16 protein-coding genes are annotated in these 18,686 nt (G+C 62.4%); 4 read left to right on the top strand and 12 right to left on the bottom strand.

The features are described 5' to 3' along the window. Positions 1 to 6: 6 nt before the first annotated feature. The 10 genes from H0482_RS14175 to H0482_RS14215 all read right to left on the bottom strand — a co-directional run bounded on the left by H0482_RS14175 (position 7) and on the right by H0482_RS14215 (position 9,871). Positions 7 to 297, bottom strand: a complete 291-nt coding sequence (locus H0482_RS14175) for a DUF6958 family protein (RefSeq protein WP_193730732.1) — start codon at positions 295 to 297, stop codon at positions 7 to 9. 3 nt (positions 298 to 300) lie between these two features. Further along, positions 301 to 2,667, bottom strand: a complete 2,367-nt coding sequence (locus tag H0482_RS14180) for an aldehyde dehydrogenase family protein (protein WP_193730733.1) — start codon at positions 2,665 to 2,667, stop codon at positions 301 to 303. A 9-nt stretch (positions 2,668 to 2,676) separates the two neighbouring features. Further along, positions 2,677 to 3,666, bottom strand: coding sequence for a deoxyribose-phosphate aldolase (gene deoC, locus H0482_RS14185; protein ID WP_193730734.1), 990 nt, complete (start codon positions 3,664 to 3,666; stop codon positions 2,677 to 2,679). 124 nt (positions 3,667 to 3,790) lie between these two features. Next, a complete protein-coding gene (locus tag H0482_RS14190) occupies positions 3,791 to 4,195 on the bottom strand; it encodes a cytidine deaminase (protein WP_193730735.1) in 405 nt (134 codons plus the stop codon). Positions 4,196 to 4,226: 31 nt separating this feature from the next. Further along, positions 4,227 to 5,201 (bottom strand): ABC transporter permease, encoded by a 975-nt coding sequence (locus H0482_RS14195; protein WP_193730736.1) that lies wholly within the window; start codon positions 5,199 to 5,201, stop codon positions 4,227 to 4,229. Beyond that, entirely contained in the window at positions 5,201 to 6,289 is a 1,089-nt protein-coding gene (locus H0482_RS14200; protein ID WP_193730737.1) for an ABC transporter permease, read from the bottom strand. The genes H0482_RS14195 and H0482_RS14200 overlap by 1 nt, the downstream gene beginning before the upstream one ends. After that, positions 6,286 to 7,869 (bottom strand): ABC transporter ATP-binding protein, encoded by a 1,584-nt coding sequence (locus tag H0482_RS14205; protein ID WP_193730738.1) that lies wholly within the window; start codon positions 7,867 to 7,869, stop codon positions 6,286 to 6,288. Before H0482_RS14205 ends, H0482_RS14200 begins: the two co-directional genes overlap by 4 nt. A 24-nt stretch (positions 7,870 to 7,893) precedes the next feature. Continuing rightward, positions 7,894 to 8,895: a BMP family lipoprotein gene (locus tag H0482_RS14210; protein WP_407925733.1), complete on the bottom strand. Its 1,002-nt coding sequence runs from the start codon at positions 8,893 to 8,895 to the stop codon at positions 7,894 to 7,896. Positions 8,896 to 9,164: 269 nt separating this feature from the next. After that, on the bottom strand, positions 9,165 to 9,287 hold the full coding sequence (locus tag H0482_RS16810) for a hypothetical protein (RefSeq protein WP_269144703.1): 123 nt from the start codon (positions 9,285 to 9,287) through the stop codon (positions 9,165 to 9,167). Between the two features lie 119 nt (positions 9,288 to 9,406). After that, positions 9,407 to 9,871, bottom strand: a complete 465-nt coding sequence (locus H0482_RS14215; RefSeq protein WP_193730739.1) for a CoxG family protein — start codon at positions 9,869 to 9,871, stop codon at positions 9,407 to 9,409. 211 nt (positions 9,872 to 10,082) lie between these two features. Between H0482_RS14215 and H0482_RS14220 the strand changes: the two genes are divergently transcribed. From H0482_RS14220 to H0482_RS14230, 3 genes are read left to right on the top strand one after another with little or no spacing between them, the layout of a single operon-like run. Then, positions 10,083 to 11,309, top strand: coding sequence for a cell surface protein (locus tag H0482_RS14220; RefSeq protein ID WP_193730740.1), 1,227 nt, complete (start codon positions 10,083 to 10,085; stop codon positions 11,307 to 11,309). A gap of 30 nt (positions 11,310 to 11,339) precedes the next feature. Further along, entirely contained in the window at positions 11,340 to 12,278 is a 939-nt protein-coding gene (locus tag H0482_RS14225) for a DUF6384 family protein (RefSeq protein ID WP_193730741.1), read from the top strand. A gap of 4 nt (positions 12,279 to 12,282) precedes the next feature. Next, complete coding sequence (locus H0482_RS14230) at positions 12,283 to 13,833, top strand: coiled-coil domain-containing protein (protein WP_193730742.1); 1,551 nt, start codon at positions 12,283 to 12,285, stop codon at positions 13,831 to 13,833. Between the two features lie 28 nt (positions 13,834 to 13,861). Here the strand turns inward: H0482_RS14230 and H0482_RS14235 are convergent, their stop codons facing one another. Together H0482_RS14235 and H0482_RS14240 are read right to left on the bottom strand one after the other, a co-directional pair. Further along, positions 13,862 to 14,260 carry a VOC family protein gene (locus H0482_RS14235; protein WP_193730743.1) on the bottom strand — a complete coding sequence of 133 codons (399 nt, stop codon included), beginning with the start codon at positions 14,258 to 14,260 and terminating at the stop codon, positions 13,862 to 13,864. Beyond that, positions 14,257 to 14,934, bottom strand: coding sequence for a response regulator (locus H0482_RS14240; protein WP_193730744.1), 678 nt, complete (start codon positions 14,932 to 14,934; stop codon positions 14,257 to 14,259). Before H0482_RS14240 ends, H0482_RS14235 begins: the two co-directional genes overlap by 4 nt. Positions 14,935 to 15,109: 175 nt before the next feature. On the opposite strand from H0482_RS14240, the gene H0482_RS14245 reads away from it, so the two are divergent. Then, on the top strand, positions 15,110 to 18,640 hold the full coding sequence (locus H0482_RS14245; protein ID WP_193730745.1) for a peptidoglycan-binding protein: 3,531 nt from the start codon (positions 15,110 to 15,112) through the stop codon (positions 18,638 to 18,640). Positions 18,641 to 18,686 lie beyond the last annotated feature (46 nt).

The following is an 18,686-nucleotide window of genomic DNA, read 5'->3' on the forward strand; positions in this document are numbered from 1 at the left end:
GATTGCCTAAATCCGATAGAGCCGCACGGGAGGCCTTTCGGCGCGGGCGATGAGCTTCTTGGCTTCGAGGTCGAGCTGGACGGCCTTGACCCACCAGCCGGCCTTGTCGCCGCCGGGGAACAGGTCCGGCGGCAATCGCGGGCGCACGGCGGCAATGACCTCGCTGACCGCCATGCCCGGCGCCTGGTCGGGCAGGACGGCCAGCACCGCCGCTTTCACGACGCCGAACTTTGCCGCATCAACCCGATAGGTCTTGCCCGGTTGGCCGACATTCTCGATTTCGATCTTGTCGGACATGGGTCAGGCTCCGTATGGAATCCAGACATTCTTCACCTGCGTCGCCTTGCCGAGGAAATAGTCCCCGGCAAAACGCGGATCACGAAGGTCGTAATCCAGCCCCCGGCTGGTCCAGGTCTGCTTGAGATTGCCCACCGAGGCTTTTTCGACCATGGCCGATCCTTCCGCCGAGCCCATGAACCAGAGCCCGTCGACGCCGTCATGTTCGGCGAGGGTCTTGGCCAACGCCATGCTGTCCCCGGTGACGATATTGACCACGCCGGCGGGCATGTCCGAGGTTTCGAGCACCTGGTAGAAATCGGTCATCGACAGCGGCGCCTGTTCGGAAGGCACCAGCACGACCGAATTCCCCATGGCGATCGCAGATGCTAGCAATGTGCTGGCGCCAAGCAATGGGGTGCCATTGGGCGCGACGATTCCGATGGTTCCGAGCGGCTCAATCATAGCAGCAGCGACCGCTCGCGTTGGAGGATTGTGAATCGCGCCGTCATATTTGTCGGTCCAGCCTGCAAAGGCGAAGAGCCGCTCGATGGTTTGGGCGACCTCTTCCCTGCCGTCCTCGCCGGTCTGCTCCTTGAGGCGGGCGGCGAATTCGGCGCGGCGATAATCGAGATTTTCCGCAAGAAAATAAAGCACTTGCGCGCGGGCATGGGCGGAAGTGCTCGCCCAGCCGGAGGCAGCGCGCGCCGCTTCCACCGCGTTGCGGATATCCTTGCGATTGCCCTCGCCGACCTCCCCGACCAGCTCGCCCCCCGGCCCATGGACGGCCCGGTTATAGCCGCTATCCGGCCGCGCCTGCTTGCCGCCGATATACAGCTTGGCCGTCTGGTCGAGATGGCTGGAATCGAGCGGATTGGCGGGCTTGGAGGCAACGGGCTTGAGGCTGGTCGCGGGCTTCAAATCCTTTTCCCACAAGGGCTTGAGATAGGCACTCATCCCCTCGCGGCCACCTTCACGGCCGAAGCCGCTTTCCTTGTAGCCGCCGAAACCGACCGCTGCGTCGAACTGGTTGGTGCCGTTGATCCACACCACACCGGCCTTGAGCCTCGGCGCAATATCAAGGGCGAGATTGATGTTTTCGCTCCACAACGTGGCGGCAAGGCCATAGCGGGTATTGTTGGCAAGCGCCACCGCCTCCTCGGGCGTGCGGAAGCTCATGGCCACGAGGACGGGTCCGAAAATCTCCTCTGAAACCAAGGTGTTGGCGGGCGAGACCTTGGTGACGAGCGCGGGCTTGAGGAAACAGCCATCGGCCGGAACCTGCCCGTCGGGCTCATAGATTTCCGCGCCCTCGGCCATGCCTTTTTTCATCAGATCCCTGATGCGCTCGACCTGCACCGGCGCCACCAGCGCGCCAATATCAATAGATTTATCAAGGGGATCGCCGACGCGCAGCTTTGCCATGCGCTGCTTCACCTTGGCGATGAAGCGCTCCTCGATGCTTTCCTGCACCAATAGCCGCGACCCGGCACAGCAGACCTGCCCCTGGTTGAACCAGATGGCATCCACCAGACCTTCGACGGCGCTGTCGAGATCGGCGTCCTCGAAGACCAGATAGGGTGACTTTCCGCCCAGCTCGAGGCTAAGGCCCTTGCCCGAGCCAGCCGTTGCGGCGCGGATGATCTTGCCGACCTCGGTGGACCCGGTAAAGGCGATCTTGTCGACGTCGGAATGGTTGACGATGGCGGCGCCGGTCTCGCCCTCGCCGGTGACGATATTGACCACGCCCCTCGGCAGGTCGACCCGCTCGCAAATTTCGGCGAACAGCAGGGCGGTGAGCGAGGTGAATTCGGCGGGCTTCAGAACCACGGTATTGCCGGCGGCCAATGCCGGAGCGATCTTCCAGGCCAGCATCAGCAGCGGGAAATTCCACGGAATGATCTGACCGCAGACCCCATAGGGCACATGGCCCGGGAATTCCCTTTCCAGATGCGTAGCCCAGCCGGCATGATGGTAGAAATGGCGGGCGACGAGCGGAATATCGGCATCGCGGCTTTCGCGGATCGGTTTGCCATTGTCCATCGTCTCCAGCACGGCAAAGAGCCGCGCATGCTTCTGAATCATCCGGGCGATGGCATAGAGGAACTTGCCGCGCTCATAGCCCCTGAGCCCGCTCCAGGACTTGAAGGCAGACCGGGCCGCCGTGACGGCTTCATCCACATCGGCGGCGCTGCCATCGGTGATGTCGGCCAGCCTGGCGCCATTGGCGGGATTGGTCGTGGCGAAAGTCTTGCCCGGCTCAGTCCATTTGCCATTGATGAAGTGGCCGAAAACCCGGTTCCGGCTATCGAGCCAGGCATTGGCCTGGTCGGCGGCTTCGGGAGCCGGACCATAATCGAGGCTGTCGAAAATCTGGGTAATCTTGTTCATTTTCGCTCCTCACACCATGGGCTGGCGGTAATCGGCGGCATAGCGGCCGGTGAGGCCATGTTCGAGCTGGCGTTCGATATCGGTCAGCAGTGAACTGGCTCCGAAGCGGAACAGATGCGGCTGCAGCCAATGCACGCCGAGTTCTTCTTTCATCAGCGCCATATATTTCAGTGCATCGCCCGCCGTGGCGATGCCGCCGGCCGGCTTGTAGCCGATCTCGATACCGGTTTCCTCCGCGAACCAACGGATCATGCGGATCATGGTCAGCGAGGTCACGAGGTTGGCATTGACCTTTTCCTTGCCCGTGGACGTCTTGATGAAATCGGCTCCGGCCAGCATGCAGACCAGGCTCGCCTTGGCGATATTGGTCTGGGTGGCGAGTTCGCCCGTGCCCAGAATTGTCTTGATATGGGCCTCGCCGCAGGCCTTGCGGAAGGCTTTGACCTGATCGTAAAGCGCCTGCCAGTCACCGCGAAGCACCATGCCGCGTTCGATGACGATGTCGATCTCCCGGGCGCCGGCCTTCACCGACGCCTCGATCTCGGCGATCTTGGTTTCGACCGGTGCGAGGCCATGAGGGAAGCCGGTGGAGACGGCGGCGACCGGGATGCCGGAACCGTCCAGCGCGTCAACCGCCGTCCTGACGAAGCTATGATAGACGCAGACCGCACCGGGCAGGATGCGGCGGCTGGCCAGACCGAGTTTTTCCCTGATGTCAGCACGCAGCGGATTGCGTGCCTTGGCACAGAGGCGCTCGACGCGCCCATCGGTATCGTCGGAGTTGAGCGTCGTCAGGTCGATCAGCGTGATCGCCTTGAGCAGCCAGGCGAGTTGGTATTCCTTCTTAACCGTGCGGCGCGCGCCGATGGTGCCGGCCCGCCTTTCGAGAGCGGAGCGGTTCATGCGCACCCGCTCCACCCAATCGAGATCAAGCGGAAAGCCGGGATTGCGCTTATGCGCCAGTTCGCCTGTGTCGCTGCCGACGACCTTGAGACTCATCGATCCTCCTCCGGAGCGTCACTTCGTGGCGCCCCCCGCGTGTCGTCATTATTGCGTTTCCGAACCGGAAGCGTAGCCTCCCATTTTGCTGGAAACACACCCGTAGAGGGCTTTGCCGCCGGAATTAGGGCGACAGAAATTCGGGGCCGAACGAATGCGGCAGCAATTGGCCAAGCGTCTGCACCAGCGGCTTGCCATCGACGCCGTGGGAGACGACTTCCACGTCGAGATCGGCAAATTCGCGAATGCGCTGACGGCAACCGCCGCAGGGCGTTACCGGCATGGCGCCGGGACCGGTGACATAGATGCGCTTGATGCGCTTGCCGCCGCCGGCCAGCATGGCCGCAATGGCACTAGGCTCGGCGCAATTGCCGACCGGATAGGCGGCATTTTCGACATTGCAACCGGCATAAATCCTGCCGTCATCGGCAAGAATGGCGGCGCCGACCTGAAACTTCGAATAGGGCGCATAGGCGTTCTTGCGAACGGCCTCGGCGGCCTCATAAAGTGCCTTGTCTTGTTCGTTCATGGTCATTTTTCACGCCGCGCCAGCCTTTGGGCTAACGCTCCTTGGTATAGGGAATGCCCACCGCTTTGGGCGCCACTGCACGACCCACGAAGCCGGCCAGCAGCACTACGGTCAGAATATAGGGCAGCGCCTGAATGGCCTGCACCGGCACTTCGCCGATCAAGGGGAAAGACTGCCCTTGGATGCGGAACTGGAAGGCGTCGAGGAAACCGAACATGAGACAGACCAGCAGCGCCGGACCCGGCCGCCACTTCGCAAAGATCAAGGCCGCCAGGGCGATATAGCCGCGACCGGCCGACATGTTGTTGTTGAAGCCCGCCGATTGAGCGATCGACAGATAGGCCCCACCGATCCCCACCAGGACGGCGGTGATGACCAGCGCCTGATAGCGCAGCACGGTCACCGAAATGCCGGCCGTGTCGATAGCCTTGGGGTTTTCGCCCACGGCGCGCAGACGCAGGCCGAAGCGCGTGCGAAACAGCACCCATGCTGTGACCGGCACGGCGATAAAGGCGAAATAGGTGATGATATTGTGGCCCGAGATCAGCTCGTAATAGATCTGGCCCAGGATCGGCACCTCGCGCAATACATTGGCGAAGGGCAGCGTGATGGGGCTGAAGCGCTGGTCGCCGCTCAATTGCGGGGTATAACCGCCGCGATGAAACCAGGACTGGCCGAGAAAGGTGGTGAGACCGGCGGCGAGGAAGTTGAGCGCCACGCCCGAAATGGCCTGATTGCCCTTGAAATTGATCGAGGCCAGGCCGTGAATGCCGGAAAACAGCAGCGCCGCGCCGATACCGGCGAGCAGGCCGAGCCAGGCCGAGCCGGTGACCGCGGAGGTGGCGGCGGCGGCGAAGGCGCCAGCCAGCAGCTTGCCTTCAAGCCCGATGTCCACAATGCCGGCGCGTTCGGAGAACAGCCCCGCCAGGCAAGCCAGCAGCAGCGGCACAGCCAGTCGCACGGTGGAATCGAGGATGAGGGTAATATCGACGAGAGCCTGATCCATTACTTGTTTCCTCCGGCCGGCTCGGGCTGGGTGAGTATTCGGGCCAAAGGACCGCGCAGCATGTCGCCCATGGCGCCGGTGAACAGGATCACCAAAGCCTGGATGGTGACAATCATCTCGCGGGTGATGCCCGGCATCTGGAAGGCCAGTTCCTGCCCGCCCTGGTAGAGAATGCCGAAGAGCAGGGCCGAAAGCCCGACACCCACTGGATGTCCCCTACCCATGAAGGCCACGGCAATGCCGACAAAGCCGGCGCCGTTGACGAAATTGAGGATCAGTCGCCCCTGCACGCCGCCCACATTGTTGACCGCCACCATGGCAGCCAGCGCGCCCGCCATGGCCATGACGATCATGATCATCTTGTGATTGGAGATGCCCGCATAATTGGCGGCAGTGGGATTGTTGCCCAGGGCGCGCACGGCATAGCCGAATTTGGTGCGCCAGATCAGCCAATAGACCAGAACCAGGGCCGCGATAGCCAGGAAGAAGGTCAGGTTCACCGGAGAATTGCGGAACAATTCGATGAAGGTGCGCAATTGCGGCACGCGGGTAATGGCCTCGAGTGGTGCGCTTTCATCCGAATTCACTCCAGCCGGCTTCAGCACCCGGCTGATAAGATAACCCATCAGCGACACGGCGATGAAATTGAACAGGATGGTGGTGATGACGATATGGCTGCCGCGCTTGGCTTGCAGATAGCCGGGAATGAAGGCCCATGCTGCCCCAAAGGCGGCGCCACACAGGATCATCAGCGGAAAGACGATGGCCCAATGGGTGCCGTTGAGCGCGAGGCCGATCAGAATGACGCCCAGCCCGCCGACATAAGCCTGCCCTTCGGGACCGATATTGAACAGGCCCGCATGATAGGCCAGCGACACGGCAAGTCCGGCAAAGATGAAATCGGTGGTGTAGTAGAGCGTATAGCCGAAGCCTGATCCGTAGCCGAATGCGCCATAAAGCATGATGCCCACGGCTTCGATGGGATTTTGGCCGACGGCGAGCACGATGAGGCCGCCGACGAGAAAGGCCAAGACAACGTTGAGAACGGGCAGGAGGACCACATCGGCCCAGCGCGGCAAGGCCGTCATAGTTTTGTCTCCGTGCCGGATGGATGCGAGCCGGTCATCAACAGCCCCAGTTCGGTTTCGTCGGCACTGGCCGGATCGGCTTCGCCCACGATATGGCCGTCAAACATCACCAATATCCTGTCGGCAAGCGAACGGATCTCGTCCAGTTCTACCGAGACGAGCAGGATGGCCTTGCCGGCATCGCGCATCTTGATGATCTGGTTGTGGATGAATTCGATGGCGCCGATATCGACGCCGCGCGTCGGCTGGCCGACGATCAACACGTCAGGATCGCGTTCCATTTCGCGCGCCAGGACGATTTTCTGCTGATTGCCGCCGGAGAAATTGGAGGTCTTGAGGTCCAGATTGGCCGGGCGGACATCGAATTTCTTCATGTAATCTTCGGCCGTGGTGCGGGCCTTGCCGATGTCGAGGCCCAGACCCACGCCGTAATTGTCCTGATAGCCGAGAATGGCGTTTTCCCAGGCGGCGAAATTGGTGACCAGCCCCATGCGCAGCCGATCCTCGGGCACGTGGGCAAGCCCTGCGAGGCGAGCGCGGGAGGCGCCATCGTCGCCCTCCAGCGAGAGCGGTTTGCCGTTGACGCTGATCGTGCCACCCAGTTGATCGCGCATGCCGGCGATGGATTCGAGCAGTTCGGATTGTCCATTGCCAGCCACGCCGGCAATGCCGACGATCTCGCCGGCGCGAACCTGAAAGCTCACATTCTTGACGCGCGGCACCTTGAAATCGTCGGTGACGATGAGGTTCTGCACGTCGAGCAGAACCTTGCCGGGGTTCGCGGGGCCTTTTTCGACACGCAGCAGCACCCGCCGCCCCACCATGAGCTCGGCCAATTGCTCCGGAGAGGTTTCGGCGGTACGCAGCGTCGCTACCATCGCGCCCTGCCGCATCACCGAAACTTCGTCGGTGATCGCCATAATCTCGCGCAGCTTGTGGGTAATGAGGATGATGGTCTTACCCTCGTCACGCAATTTGCCGAGGATGCGGAAGAGGTGATCGGCCTCGGCCGGTGTCAGCACGCCGGTGGGCTCGTCGAGAATAAGGGTCTCGGCACCGCGATAGAGCGCCTTGAGGATTTCCACGCGCTGCTGCTGCCCAACCGACAGATTTTCGATGATGGCGTCGGGATCGACCTCGAGCCCGTAATCGCGGGCCAGCGCCTTGAGCTGGTCGCGCGCCTTGGCGAGCGTGGGGCGCAGAAGGGCGGAATCCTCGGCGCCGAGCACGACGTTTTCCAGCACAGTGAAATTATCGACCAGCATGAAATGCTGGTGCACCATGCCGATACCGAGCGCCAGCGCGTGGCGGCTGTCGGTGATGGCATGGGACGTTCCGTTGACACGGATTTCGCCGCTATCGGCAGTGTAGAAGCCATAAAGGATCGACATCAGCGTGGACTTGCCCGCGCCGTTCTCGCCCACAATGCCATGCACCGTGCCGCGTTTGACGGCGAGGTCGATGTCCCGGTTGGCGTGAACGGGGCCGAAATGCTTGTTGATGCCGATGAGCTCGATGGCGAGCGGGGCGGCAGCGACCCCTTCGGGCCGCTGCGCATTGCGTGGGTTCAGACTCGTCATGCTAAGTCCTGACCCCTTTCGGTCTTAGAGTGCAGGGCACTGCTTGTCGTCGCGGAAGTCGTGAACGGCAACGGCGCCCGAGATGATGTCGGTCGTTGCCTTTTCGACGGCGGCCTTCATTTCGTCGGTGATAAGGGCGGCATTGTTGTCGTCAAAGGCGGCACCGACGCCGTCTTCAGCCAGACCCAGAACGACCAGGCCAGGCGCCCAGGTACCGTCTTCCACGCCCTTCATGGCGTTGTAGGTGGCGACATCGACGCGCTTGATCATCGAGGTCAGGACCGAGCCGGGATGCAGATGGTTCTGGTTGCTATCGACGCCGATCGAGAACTTGCCGGCATCGGCAGCAGCCTGGAGCACGCCCGCGCCGGCGCCACCGGCGACCTGGAACACCACGTCCACGCCCTGATCGAGCTGGGACTTGGCGACTTCCGTTGCCTTGACCGGGTCGTTGAACGCATCAAAGCCGGTGCCGACATAGGTCTCGAGCACCTGGATGTCAGGGTTCACCGACTTGGCACCCTGGGCATAGCCGCAGGCAAAGGCTTCGAGCAGGTCGAAGTTGAAGGCGGGGATCACGCCGATCTTGCCGCTTTGCGACTGCATGGCGGCGAGGATGCCGACCAGATAGGAGCCTTCCTGTTCCTTGAACACGACAGACTGCACGTTCGGAAGATCGACCACGGTGTCGATGATGGTGAACTTGGTATCGGGGAATTCAGGAGCGACAGCGCGCAGGGCGGTTTCCCAGGAGAAGCCCGGCAGCACAATCGGATTGTTGCCGCGCGAGGCGAACTGGCGCACGGCCTGCTCGCGCATGGCATCGCCCGAGATTTCCAGATCCTGGTAATTGCCGCCTTCGGCCTTGAACATTTCGGCGCCGTTATAGGCGGCCTCGTTGAACGACTTGTCGAACTTGCCGCCACCGTCATAAACGAGGGCGCCATCGGCAAAGGCCGAGCCGGCCATCAATGCGCTCAGCGCGACGCCGCCGGCAATGGCCTTGGTAAGGGTCGAAATTTTCATTGATTGATCTCCCTGTGTCGCACCCAGCACCAGAAACGGGTCCCACGGCAAAAACTGCGTGCGCTAACAGCGGATAAAACCGTGCAATGACGCCGCCCGCAAGAGGGCTTGCGCAAAATTTTTCCGGTTGGTCAAAATTTGCCGCTTGCGCCCGCCAAAGGGAGTGACGGGTCGCTACAAGGACCGCCACGCGATCCCATCTTTTCGGCGTACCAGACAATCACTGTCTATCAGCGATTTGGCAAGCCTTATTGCGCCGCCGACCGCGTTCAAAGCCGCTCGATGATCGCGTGGAACATCCGCCCGAGCCCACCATCGGCATGGATAGTCAAAAGGACGAGAAAAGCGACGATGGCGTATAGTGCGAGAAAGTCACGGGTCTGGGAGGACATGGCGAGAATTTGAGTCAAATTGAAACCGATGCCGGTTCTCTATCGCAATCGTCCGGGCGGAATCGTGGCCGTTCTGCGGCGCTTTCTGGCTTGGTTAGCGGGGAATTAATCGGACACGATCAGACCGGATCGAGCGGCTCGATCCTGGCGCCCATGGCATCGGCGAAACGCTCGAAAAAGCCGTCGATGACCCTCTGCGCCGAATTGCCAACAAGGGCTTTCCCAAGCTTCATGATCTGGCCCGACCCGCCGCCCTGGGCGACGAAGGCCAGAAAAGTCGCTTCGCCGTCGTCGGAAAGCGTGATGTCGGCGGCCCCTTCGGCCAGCCCCATCAGCCCACCCTTGCCGCGACCGGCAAGCGTATAGCTTTCGGCCGGCAGGACATTAGACAGTGCCAATTCACCTTTGAAAACGGGCTTGGCGATGCCGAGATTGACGCGGATTTCCAAATCGAGGCTATCGGGCCCCGCCCAGGCGATGTGGTCGCAGCCAGGGATGGCCGCCTTGAGCATTTCCGGGTCGTTGAGCGCCGCCCAGACTGCCATGCGTGGCGCGGCAATGCGATAGCGTCCGCCAAATTCCATTCAGATATTCCGGAAGCAAGTTGCAAGCCCGGCGAGCGGGAGCGGAGACAGGTCTGACATTTCAACGAAGTCCAATCTTTACCTGCGGCTTTTTCGCACCAATATGACCTAAATAGTTGGCCATACCCGCACTTGCAATTGTCAGGCGGCGCGGCAGACGCAATCTAGGGCAAGGCCACCGGCCGAACCTGCCCATTACAGAGGGAAAAAGATGACCGACCAAGAGACCAAGACCGCAACCAGTGCCGCGTCCGCCGTGACCACCCTGGCGGAAAAGCCGTTGCAGTATCTCGACAGGGCGGTCAACGCCATCCGCGACCTCGGCATCTGGCCGGAACAGCAGGGCGAACAGCCCATTACCGGCCTTCTGAGCCAGATCACGGAGCTGGACGAAACCCGCGTCATCCTTATCGGCCGGACCTTGTCGCAGGCCAGCGCCTTCAACGAAGTGGTGCGTGAACAGGTCGCGGCCATGAAGATCGGCGAACGCTACGAGGACATCACCAAGGGCTTCGATTCCATTCGCGACGATGCCAAGGGCATGGTGGACCAGCTTTCGGACAACAAGATCGATCTGCTGGAACGCGCTTCCAATGTCTGGATGAAGATCAGCCGCGGCGACATCGCGACGCGTTTCAACAAGATTCGCGACACCTATCTTGAGGTCACGCGCGACACCAAGGACCAGATCGACCGCGAGCAGACAATTCTTGAAGCCTATCGCGATTTCCGCGGCGCGCTGAAGCAGGCCGAAGTGATGGCGCTCGAATTGCTGCAGGTGGCCGAGAAGCGTCTCGAGGACAAAAAGAATATCCTGCAGAAATCCGCCGATGATCTTTCGGCCTATGCCGGCGACGTTCCGGCTGATCGCGCCCGCCTCGAAATGGCCCGAGACGAGCGCCTGCGGGAAATGCAGAACGAGGAGAAGCGCTACCAGATCGCCAAGGATCTCTCGGACAATTTGACCATTTCCTACAACACGTCCGAAGTGGTGATGGCCCGGCTGATGCAGACGACCAATGCCAAGGAGCGCGTCTATCAGCAGTCGATCTCATTCTTCTCGACCAATGAAACGGTGCTGACCGCCCTTTCCGCCTCGTTCACGGGCATGTTCGGCCTGCATGAATCGACCGAAACGCTCAATGCGATGAAGGAAGGCATGTCCAAGAGCCTCGAAACGCTCTCGGAAATCGGCGACAAGGTGCAGGAGGAAGCCATCAAGGCCGGTTACGGCCCGACGGTGCGCGCCGATGCGGTCAAGAAGCTGGTGGATTCGGTGGTCAATTTTCAGGAAAAGAGCCGCACCATCATCAACGAGATGCGCGTTGCGTCCACCAAGAATTCGGCGGAAATCCGCGATGCAGTGGAAGATGGTAAGCGCCGGCTGGCGACATTGGCCGCCGAAGGCAATGCGCTATTGCTCGAAACCAAGAACTGAAGCGTCGGGCATTAAGGACGAAGGCTGGGCATGAGTGACGCGACGGCGAAGTCCGCTGCACCTCTTGACGAAGTCATGCTGGCGATGGACGTGGTCGACACGCTCCGTCACCAGCAGGATTTGGTGACGCGCGAGCTCGATGGGGTCGCGCGCGAAAAGCAGTTGATCGACAGGCTGCGCAATGTCTATCACCAGCAGGGCATCGAGGTTCCCGACCATATCTTGAAAGAGGGCGTGGCGGCGCTGGCGGAGAGCCGCTTTGCCTATGAGCCCCCTGCTCCTGGCCTCGGCACGAGCCTGGCCCGGCTCTATGTCGGCCGCAAACGTTGGGGCCGACCGCTGGTTGCCGGGCTCGTGGCGCTCGCCGTGCTAGGCGTGGGCTATTTCGGAATCTGGCAACCCTACCAGCGCGGCCAGGCCGAACAGGCGCGGATCGAGCTGACCGAGGCGCTACCTGCGCAGATGGATGCGCTCTACCAGACTATTTACGACGAAACCAAGGTGCAGCAGGCTGTCGTGCAAGCCGATGGACTGCTGGCGCGCGGCAAAGCGCAGGCAGCCGAAGGCAATCGGGCGGGCGCCGAAGACGCCATTGCCCGCCTGACCGCCCTGCGCGACCTGTTGCGCCGCCAATATAGCCTACGGGTGGTCAATCGGCCGGATGTGCAATCGGGCTTCTGGACGTTCCCCGAAATCAATACCGACGCCACCAATTATTATCTCGTGGTCGAGGCGCTGGACCCGGACGGTAAGTCCCTCTCGCTGCCCATTCTCAACGAGGAGAACGGGCAGACGGAAACAGTCACCATGTGGGGGGTGCGGGTTCCCGAAACGGTCTACAACGCCGTGGCAGCGGACAAACTCGATGACGGGATCATCCAGGGCAATCTGGTGGGCCGGAAGTCGGACGGCTTTCTGGACGTGGAATATCTGATGCCCGTAATGGGCGGCGCGGTGACGCAGTGGTGATGGCATGAGCATTCGTGGACCCCAGGCGCTGGCCAGCCTCGAGGACGCCATGCGCGACATTCGCCGCGAGGAAGACGAGCTGTCCAAGCGCGCGGCGCGTTCTGCCGAACGCATCACCAAGATCAAGGAAAGCGAGGCGGAGCTTTTCCGCCAGCTGGCGCAGTTGCGGCTCGACCCTGCTATGCAGGGCGAACTGAATGATCGTATTTCCAGCGCCGAGGCCAAGGCCCGCGACATGCTCAAGGCGCATGCGCTGGACATGGGCAAAGCCGAAAAGGCGATGAACGACCTCGATGAGGCCCGTTCCGGCCAGATCGAGAAGCGCAATGCCGCTGTCGCGCTTCTCGATGCGCAACTGAAGAAGCTCCAGCAGCTGACGGCTGGCCTGACCGCGACATTGGCCAGCGACGCCAGCTTTCAGGCCAAGAAAGCCGAAACAGAGGAACTCGACCGCGTCGCCGAACAGTCGATGCGCAAGACGGAACTGGCCGAAGCCGACCGCGAGGGGAAAGGACGCCCCTACCGGAGTGATCCGCTCTTCATGTATCTGTGGGATGCCGGCTACGGCACGTCTGGCTACAAGGCCGGCAATCTGACGCGCTATTTCGACCGCATGATCGCCGATCTGATCAGGTTCCAGAAGGCGCGACCGAACTACGCCATGCTTAATGAAATTCCTTTGCGCCTGCGCGAGCACGCCGAACGCCAGGAAGCGCTGGTGCAAAAGGCCGAGGCGGAACTGGCGGCGCTGGAAATGTCGGCAGTCGATGCGGCCGGCGGACGACCGATCCGTGACGCCATTGCCGCCGCACAGGCGGAAATAGTGGTGCTCGACGGCGAAATTCTCGCGACCGAAGACAAGCGGGACGCCGCCGCCAGCGCACTGCACGCCCTGGCCGAGGGCAAGCATCCCGCCTTTGAAAATGCCTCGACGGAATTGGCGGCGGCGCTGGGGCGGGAAGACATCCAGACCCTTCTGGCCTCGGCGCGGCTGACCCGCACCGGACAGGACGACACCATCGTCGCCCAGATCGACGAAGCCCGCACGCGGCTGCGCGAGGAAGACGAGGAAAGCCGCGATTGGCGCGAGCGCCTCAAGACGCTGGCGGCGAGACGTCGCGAACTGGAGGACATCCAGTGGGAATTCAAGAAGCAGCGCTTCGACGATCCGACTTCGAGCTTCAAGGAAGACCGGCTGGTGGGCGATCTGCTGGACCAGTTCCTGCGCGGGGGCATTTCGGCGGCGAGCTATTGGGACCAATGGCGGCGCAGCCAGAACTGGGCGGCGGGCAGCGAATGGGGCGCCGGCTATAAGAGCACCCGGCAGACCCGCACAAGCAAAATGCCGAACAATCCCTGGCCGCCGAGCGGCGGCGGCTTCAATTGGCCGGATGGCAGCTTTGGCGGCGGTGGCGGCAATAAAAGCAAGCCATCAGGCGGCTTTGGCGGGGGCTGGGGCGGCAGCTCATCGGGCGGCGGCGGCTTTTCTCGCCCGCGCACCGGATCATCGGGCACGCGCAAGAGCGGTGGCTTCAAGACCGGCGGCGGGTTTTAGACGAGGAGTGTGGGAGAGCGTTTCCGCCTCAATTGAGCGGTGGCGACGCCATCAATTCCCAGACATTGCCTTCACTGTCCTCGAAATAGGCCGAATATCCCCATTCCGACTGGGTGCCTGGGGTAATGATAGCTCCGCCGGCGGCAAGAACCTTGTCTAGAATGGCATCGACCGCCTCGGGGCTGTCGGCGCGGTGACTGAGGACGAAGCTGGGCGTTCCGGCAATGGCTTCCGGCTTGCCCGCCGTCTGGGCGATCTCGTTACGGGGAAAGAGCACGAAGGAAAAATCGTCGTCAAAAAAGAAGGCAACGTGCTCTGCGCCGGCCCCGATCTGCTCATCAGGCAGGTCGAACAGGGCGCGATAGAAGGCAAATGCACGTTCGAGGTCGTCGACCCCGATGGTGAGGATGGAAATACTGGGTTTCATGAGCCGGCACTCTCCCCGCCGATGGTGAACAGGGCCTCGAACTGGCCATCCTCGATCCGGGCAGCGGCAATTACCGCCTGAGTGCGGCTGTCCACGTCGAGCTTTTGCAGAATGGCCGAGACATGCGCCTTGACCGTCGCCTCGGAGATGGAAAGCTCATAGGCGATCTGCTTGTTCATCAGCCCGTCGCTTAGCATCATCAGCACCCTAACCTGTTGGGGGGTAAGCGTGGCAAGGCGCTTCATCAGCGCGCTGTGATCGTCTTCACCGCCCAGGGTCATGCCTGCCGGAACGAAGACTTCGCCGGACAAGACCGTTTCGATGGCGCGACGAATTTCGGTGGGACCAACCGATTTGTGGAGATAGCCGGCGGCGCCCAGTTCAAAGGCGCGGCGAATGACCGTGCCGTCCTCGACGGCTGAGATGATCATCACCGGAATATCGGGATATTGTGCACGCAGCAGCAACAGGCCCGAAAATCCTCGCACCCCCGGCATGTTGAGGTCGAGCAGCACGAGATCGCAATCGCGATCCGAATCGAGCGCCATGCTAAGCCCGTTGAGATCGCCGGCCTCTTCGACGGACACCGTCGCATCTCCCCCCGCCAGCGTCTGGCGCAGGGCGGCGCGAAAAAGGGGGTGGTCGTCTACGATGATGATGCGTCGGCGCGTCATGGGCAAATACCTATTCTCTCGACCCTAATAACCCGAAATTGCGGGGTTTTGTGCAAGCCAATCCTGCATAATGCGACCATGCTTAACGGGTTCTTTACCATGTTTTCTCAAGAGTAAGCGTCATACCTTCGTGTTGAATCGCGAGGGGTCCGCGTATTTGTAGCAGGGACCCGATATGCCGCGCGTTTATCCCCAATCGGACTATGCCGACCTGGACCGCGATGCCGGCGCTGGCGAATGGCAGGCATTGCGCGGCGAACTGGTGGCGCTGCTCGACAAGGTCGAAACCCATTACGGCCAGGCGGAAACAGCGACCGAAACTCCGGCCGTCAGCGGCCTGGCGCGCCGTGTGCGCACCTTGCGCGATCAGATGAGCAATGCCGAGACCAGTTCGCGCCGGATGGAAGCACTGCGCACGGTCAAGCGTACCGTGGACCGCTTCAACGAGCGCGACAGCACCGCCTTCGGCAGGGAAACCGACGACCTGACCAATGCCATCGCCGAAATTCGCAGCCGGCAGGGTGTGGCGCCGCAGCCCGCGCGCAGCGCCGAGACGCCGGAAATCCGCGAATTGGGCGCGCTGGTCGGCGGCATGAATCAGCGGCTGGAACGGCTGGAAGGTGAACTCCGGGCGCAGCGCGGCAATGGCAGCCATGTGCGCGAAGTCGCCGGGCAGGTCGAACAATTGACTCAGGTTGTCGAATTGCTTGCCGGCGCCATCGGCGAAACCGGACAGGTCAAGCGGCTGGAAGGCCAGATCGCCGCTTTGGCCGGAATGATCGAGGATGCCTCGGGCGTCAATCTCGACGGCATCAATGCCCGGCTGGACGATGTCTCGGGCACGGTGAGCAAGTTGGCCCAATTGCAGGCCGAGCAGATGGAACGCGAAGTGGCGCGCGAGAAAAAGCGCAGCGCTGCTCCTCGGGCCGAGCCGGCGGCCAAGCTCGCCCCGGCCATGCATGCTATCGAAGAAAGCGTGCGCAACGTCTATGACCGGATCGACGCTATCGAGAAAAACGTAGCGCTGTCGTCCGGCGATTTCGAGAAACTCACCGCCGAGATGTCGGCCTTCACCCAGGCGCTGAAGGACAATTCCAGCGCGCCCAACGCCCTTATGGGTCGGGTCGAGGCGCTGGCGATGCGGCTTGAGGGCCTGGACAATGGCAATGGCGAAGTCGCGGCTTTGCGCTCGGACATCAACGCCCTGCGCGACGCGGTGCTCACGGCCATGGAGCCGCGATTTTCGCGGCTGGAAAGCCAGATCGAGGCGCTGAACGGCCGGATCGATACCGGGGCCGTAGAAGACCAGCTCCGGGCATTGATGGCGCGCATGGACGATGCCAACTCGCAACTGGATGGACTGGCCCGGCTTTACGCAGGCGCAGAGGACCGTCCCGACTTTGAGGCCCTGGCCAATATGGTTGCCGAGCGGACGGGGGAAGCCATTGGTCGCAAGACCGCTGCGCCGGTAGCCGTATTCGGCCCCGACAGCCTGAAAAGCATCGAAGATCGGATGACCGGGCTCATCAAGTCGGCGGGCAAGACCCCCGATTACGAGACGCTGGCGGACCTGATCGCGAGCCGCGCTTCGGACGCTGTGGCCCGCTCCGTCGGCCCCGCCATCGGCGAGGACGGCATGCAGGCGATGGAAAAGCGCATGACAGCGCTGCTCAATACTGCCGGCAAGGACACGGCCGAACGGCTGACGCGGCTCGAGTCCATGCTGTCCGGCCGTGATGGCGCCGAAAGCGCCGTTCAGCCCGCTCCTGCCAAGGCGGCGAACACCCCGCGTCCCGCGCCGATCACCGCGCCGGTCGAGCCGATCGATGCGTTCGCGGAAGCGATACAGCCACGACCAAAGGGCAGCGCTAGGCTCGATAACATCCTTGCCGGCCTGAGCAGGACCAAAGACGATTCCATGCCGGTCAATCCGGCGGATGAAGCGCCGCTCATCGATCCGGGATTCAAGCGAGAAGCCGCAGCCGAAATCAAAAGACCGGCGGCTCCGCCCCGGCCCAAACCCGAGGCAAGCGCGCCGCACCCGGCCGCCCCGCGTTTCGATCCCAGCCAGGCCATGCGCCCGCCTGCCCCGCAATCCAGCTTTGCGCCATCCGAGCAGGATCCTTTCGCCGAGCGGGCTGCCCTGCCTGAAGCGCCGGAACCTGCTGCACCCCATTCGAGCACCAGCACCTTTGTGGCCGCGGCCCGGCGCGCACAGCGCCTCCGCCAGGAGCAGGTCGACACCGCGCCCAGCGCCTCGCTCATCGGCAAGGCGCTGGCCCGCGTCCGTCTGCCCAAGCGCGAGGCCGATGAAACCGAAGCGCCGGTCGCGCCGCTACCGGCCACGCCCGTGGCCGAAGAACGGCCCACCACCAGGAAGAAGAAAAAGCTCCGCGAGTCCGACCCCGTCGTCACGGGCGACACGACCTCGGACCTCGCCGCTGAGCCCAGCTTCCTCACCCGGTATCGGCGGCCCCTGCTGCTCGCCGCAACTCTGGTCGTGGTTTCCATGCTGGCGCTCAACCTCGCCATGCAGCGCACGAACGTCGCCAATGCACCGGCCCCCATGGAAGCCAGTACCGCAACGCCGTTGCCGACGAGCAATCCGCCGCCCTCAGATGATCAATCTGCAGCGATGCCTCCCCGGGTCATCGACCTCATCGATCCGACCGCAACCGGCTCGATCAATCCCGGCGAACCGATGAGCTTTTCATCGAAAGCGACGATTTCGACGCCAACGCCGCCGAGTCTGGCTGCCAATTCTGGCCGGAACGAGCTGGCCATTCCCGTCCTGGAGGCCGCCCCGGAGACGACAGGATCGACTTCGCCGGCCCCGGTAGCGGCGAAAACCTTTGATCTGCCGGCAGAGTCCGTTGGCCCGCTGGAATTGCGCGAGGCTGCCGCCAAGGGCAACGCCCAGGCGCAGTTCGAAATTGCCGCTGCCTTAGGCGAAGGCCGCCAGGTGGAAAAGGATCTCGCTGAAGCGGCCAAATGGTACGAACGCGCTGCCGCCCAGGGTTTCGCGCCGGCGCAATATCGCCTTGGCAATCTGTTTGAAGTGGGTTCGGGCGTCGAAAAAAATCTCGAACAGGCCAAGCTCTGGTACCAGCGCGGCGCCGAAGCCGGCAACCGCATGGCCATGCACAATCTTGCCGCGCTCTATGCCGGTGGCCAATTGGGCGACCAGCAATTCGAGCTGGCGGCCCAGTGGTTCGAGAAGGCGGCCAATCATGGCATGACCGACAGCCAGTTCAATCTGGGCATGCTGCATGCCCGGGGGCTTGGCGTCGAGCAAAGCTTCGAACAATCGTTCAAGTGGTTCTCTCTGGCCGCACGCAGCGGCGACAAGGACGCCGCCCAGGCACGCGACGACATCGCCAAATCGCTGTCCGCTGAAGCCGTGAGCCGCATATCCGAGGATTTGCGCAACTGGAAAGTGGCCCCCATCGACCTGGCAGCCAATTACGCGCCCATCGGCACCTGGTCAGCCAGCTTCGATCCGGGCGAGACCATCGCCGGACGCGACATCATCCTCAAGGTGCAACAAACACTGGGCCGGCTGGGCTTTGATGTCGGCACCGCCGATGGCGTGGCCGGTCCCCGAACCACGGAAGCGATCCGGGCATTCGAACGCGCCACCGGCATGAGCGAAATGGGCAGGATCAATCCCCGGCTGCTGGCCGTACTAGGTAGCCAGCCGGTCTAGAAATCGCACATGTTCAACATGCTATGGCCCGGACGAAAATCCGGGC

Source organism: Devosia faecipullorum (assembly GCF_015158295.1).
In the GTDB taxonomy this organism is placed as follows: Bacteria; Pseudomonadota; Alphaproteobacteria; order Rhizobiales; family Devosiaceae; genus Devosia; species Devosia faecipullorum.

What these genes read in the sequence shown, in the direction of transcription:
- H0482_RS14245 (WP_193730745.1), top strand. Translation starts at nt 15,110, where the DNA reads ATGCCGCGCGTTTATCCCCAATCGGACTATGCCGACCTGGACCGCGAT.
- H0482_RS16810 (WP_269144703.1), bottom strand. Translation starts at nt 9,287, where the DNA reads ATGTCCTCCCAGACCCGTGACTTTCTCGCACTATACGCCATCGTCGCT.
- H0482_RS14175 (WP_193730732.1), bottom strand. Translation starts at nt 297, where the DNA reads ATGTCCGACAAGATCGAAATCGAGAATGTCGGCCAACCGGGCAAGACC.
- H0482_RS14230 (WP_193730742.1), top strand. Translation starts at nt 12,283, where the DNA reads ATGAGCATTCGTGGACCCCAGGCGCTGGCCAGCCTCGAGGACGCCATG.
- H0482_RS14215 (WP_193730739.1), bottom strand. Translation starts at nt 9,871, where the DNA reads ATGGAATTTGGCGGACGCTATCGCATTGCCGCGCCACGCATGGCAGTC.
- H0482_RS14205 (WP_193730738.1), bottom strand. Translation starts at nt 7,869, where the DNA reads ATGACGAGTCTGAACCCACGCAATGCGCAGCGGCCCGAAGGGGTCGCT.
- deoC (WP_193730734.1), bottom strand. Translation starts at nt 3,666, where the DNA reads ATGAGTCTCAAGGTCGTCGGCAGCGACACAGGCGAACTGGCGCATAAG.
- H0482_RS14240 (WP_193730744.1), bottom strand. Translation starts at nt 14,934, where the DNA reads ATGACGCGCCGACGCATCATCATCGTAGACGACCACCCCCTTTTTCGC.
- H0482_RS14210 (WP_407925733.1), bottom strand. Translation starts at nt 8,895, where the DNA reads ATGAAAATTTCGACCCTTACCAAGGCCATTGCCGGCGGCGTCGCGCTG.
- H0482_RS14180 (WP_193730733.1), bottom strand. Translation starts at nt 2,667, where the DNA reads ATGAACAAGATTACCCAGATTTTCGACAGCCTCGATTATGGTCCGGCT.
- H0482_RS14200 (WP_193730737.1), bottom strand. Translation starts at nt 6,289, where the DNA reads ATGACGGCCTTGCCGCGCTGGGCCGATGTGGTCCTCCTGCCCGTTCTC.
- H0482_RS14190 (WP_193730735.1), bottom strand. Translation starts at nt 4,195, where the DNA reads ATGAACGAACAAGACAAGGCACTTTATGAGGCCGCCGAGGCCGTTCGC.
- H0482_RS14235 (WP_193730743.1), bottom strand. Translation starts at nt 14,260, where the DNA reads ATGAAACCCAGTATTTCCATCCTCACCATCGGGGTCGACGACCTCGAA.
- H0482_RS14195 (WP_193730736.1), bottom strand. Translation starts at nt 5,201, where the DNA reads ATGGATCAGGCTCTCGTCGATATTACCCTCATCCTCGATTCCACCGTG.
- H0482_RS14225 (WP_193730741.1), top strand. Translation starts at nt 11,340, where the DNA reads ATGAGTGACGCGACGGCGAAGTCCGCTGCACCTCTTGACGAAGTCATG.
- H0482_RS14220 (WP_193730740.1), top strand. Translation starts at nt 10,083, where the DNA reads ATGACCGACCAAGAGACCAAGACCGCAACCAGTGCCGCGTCCGCCGTG.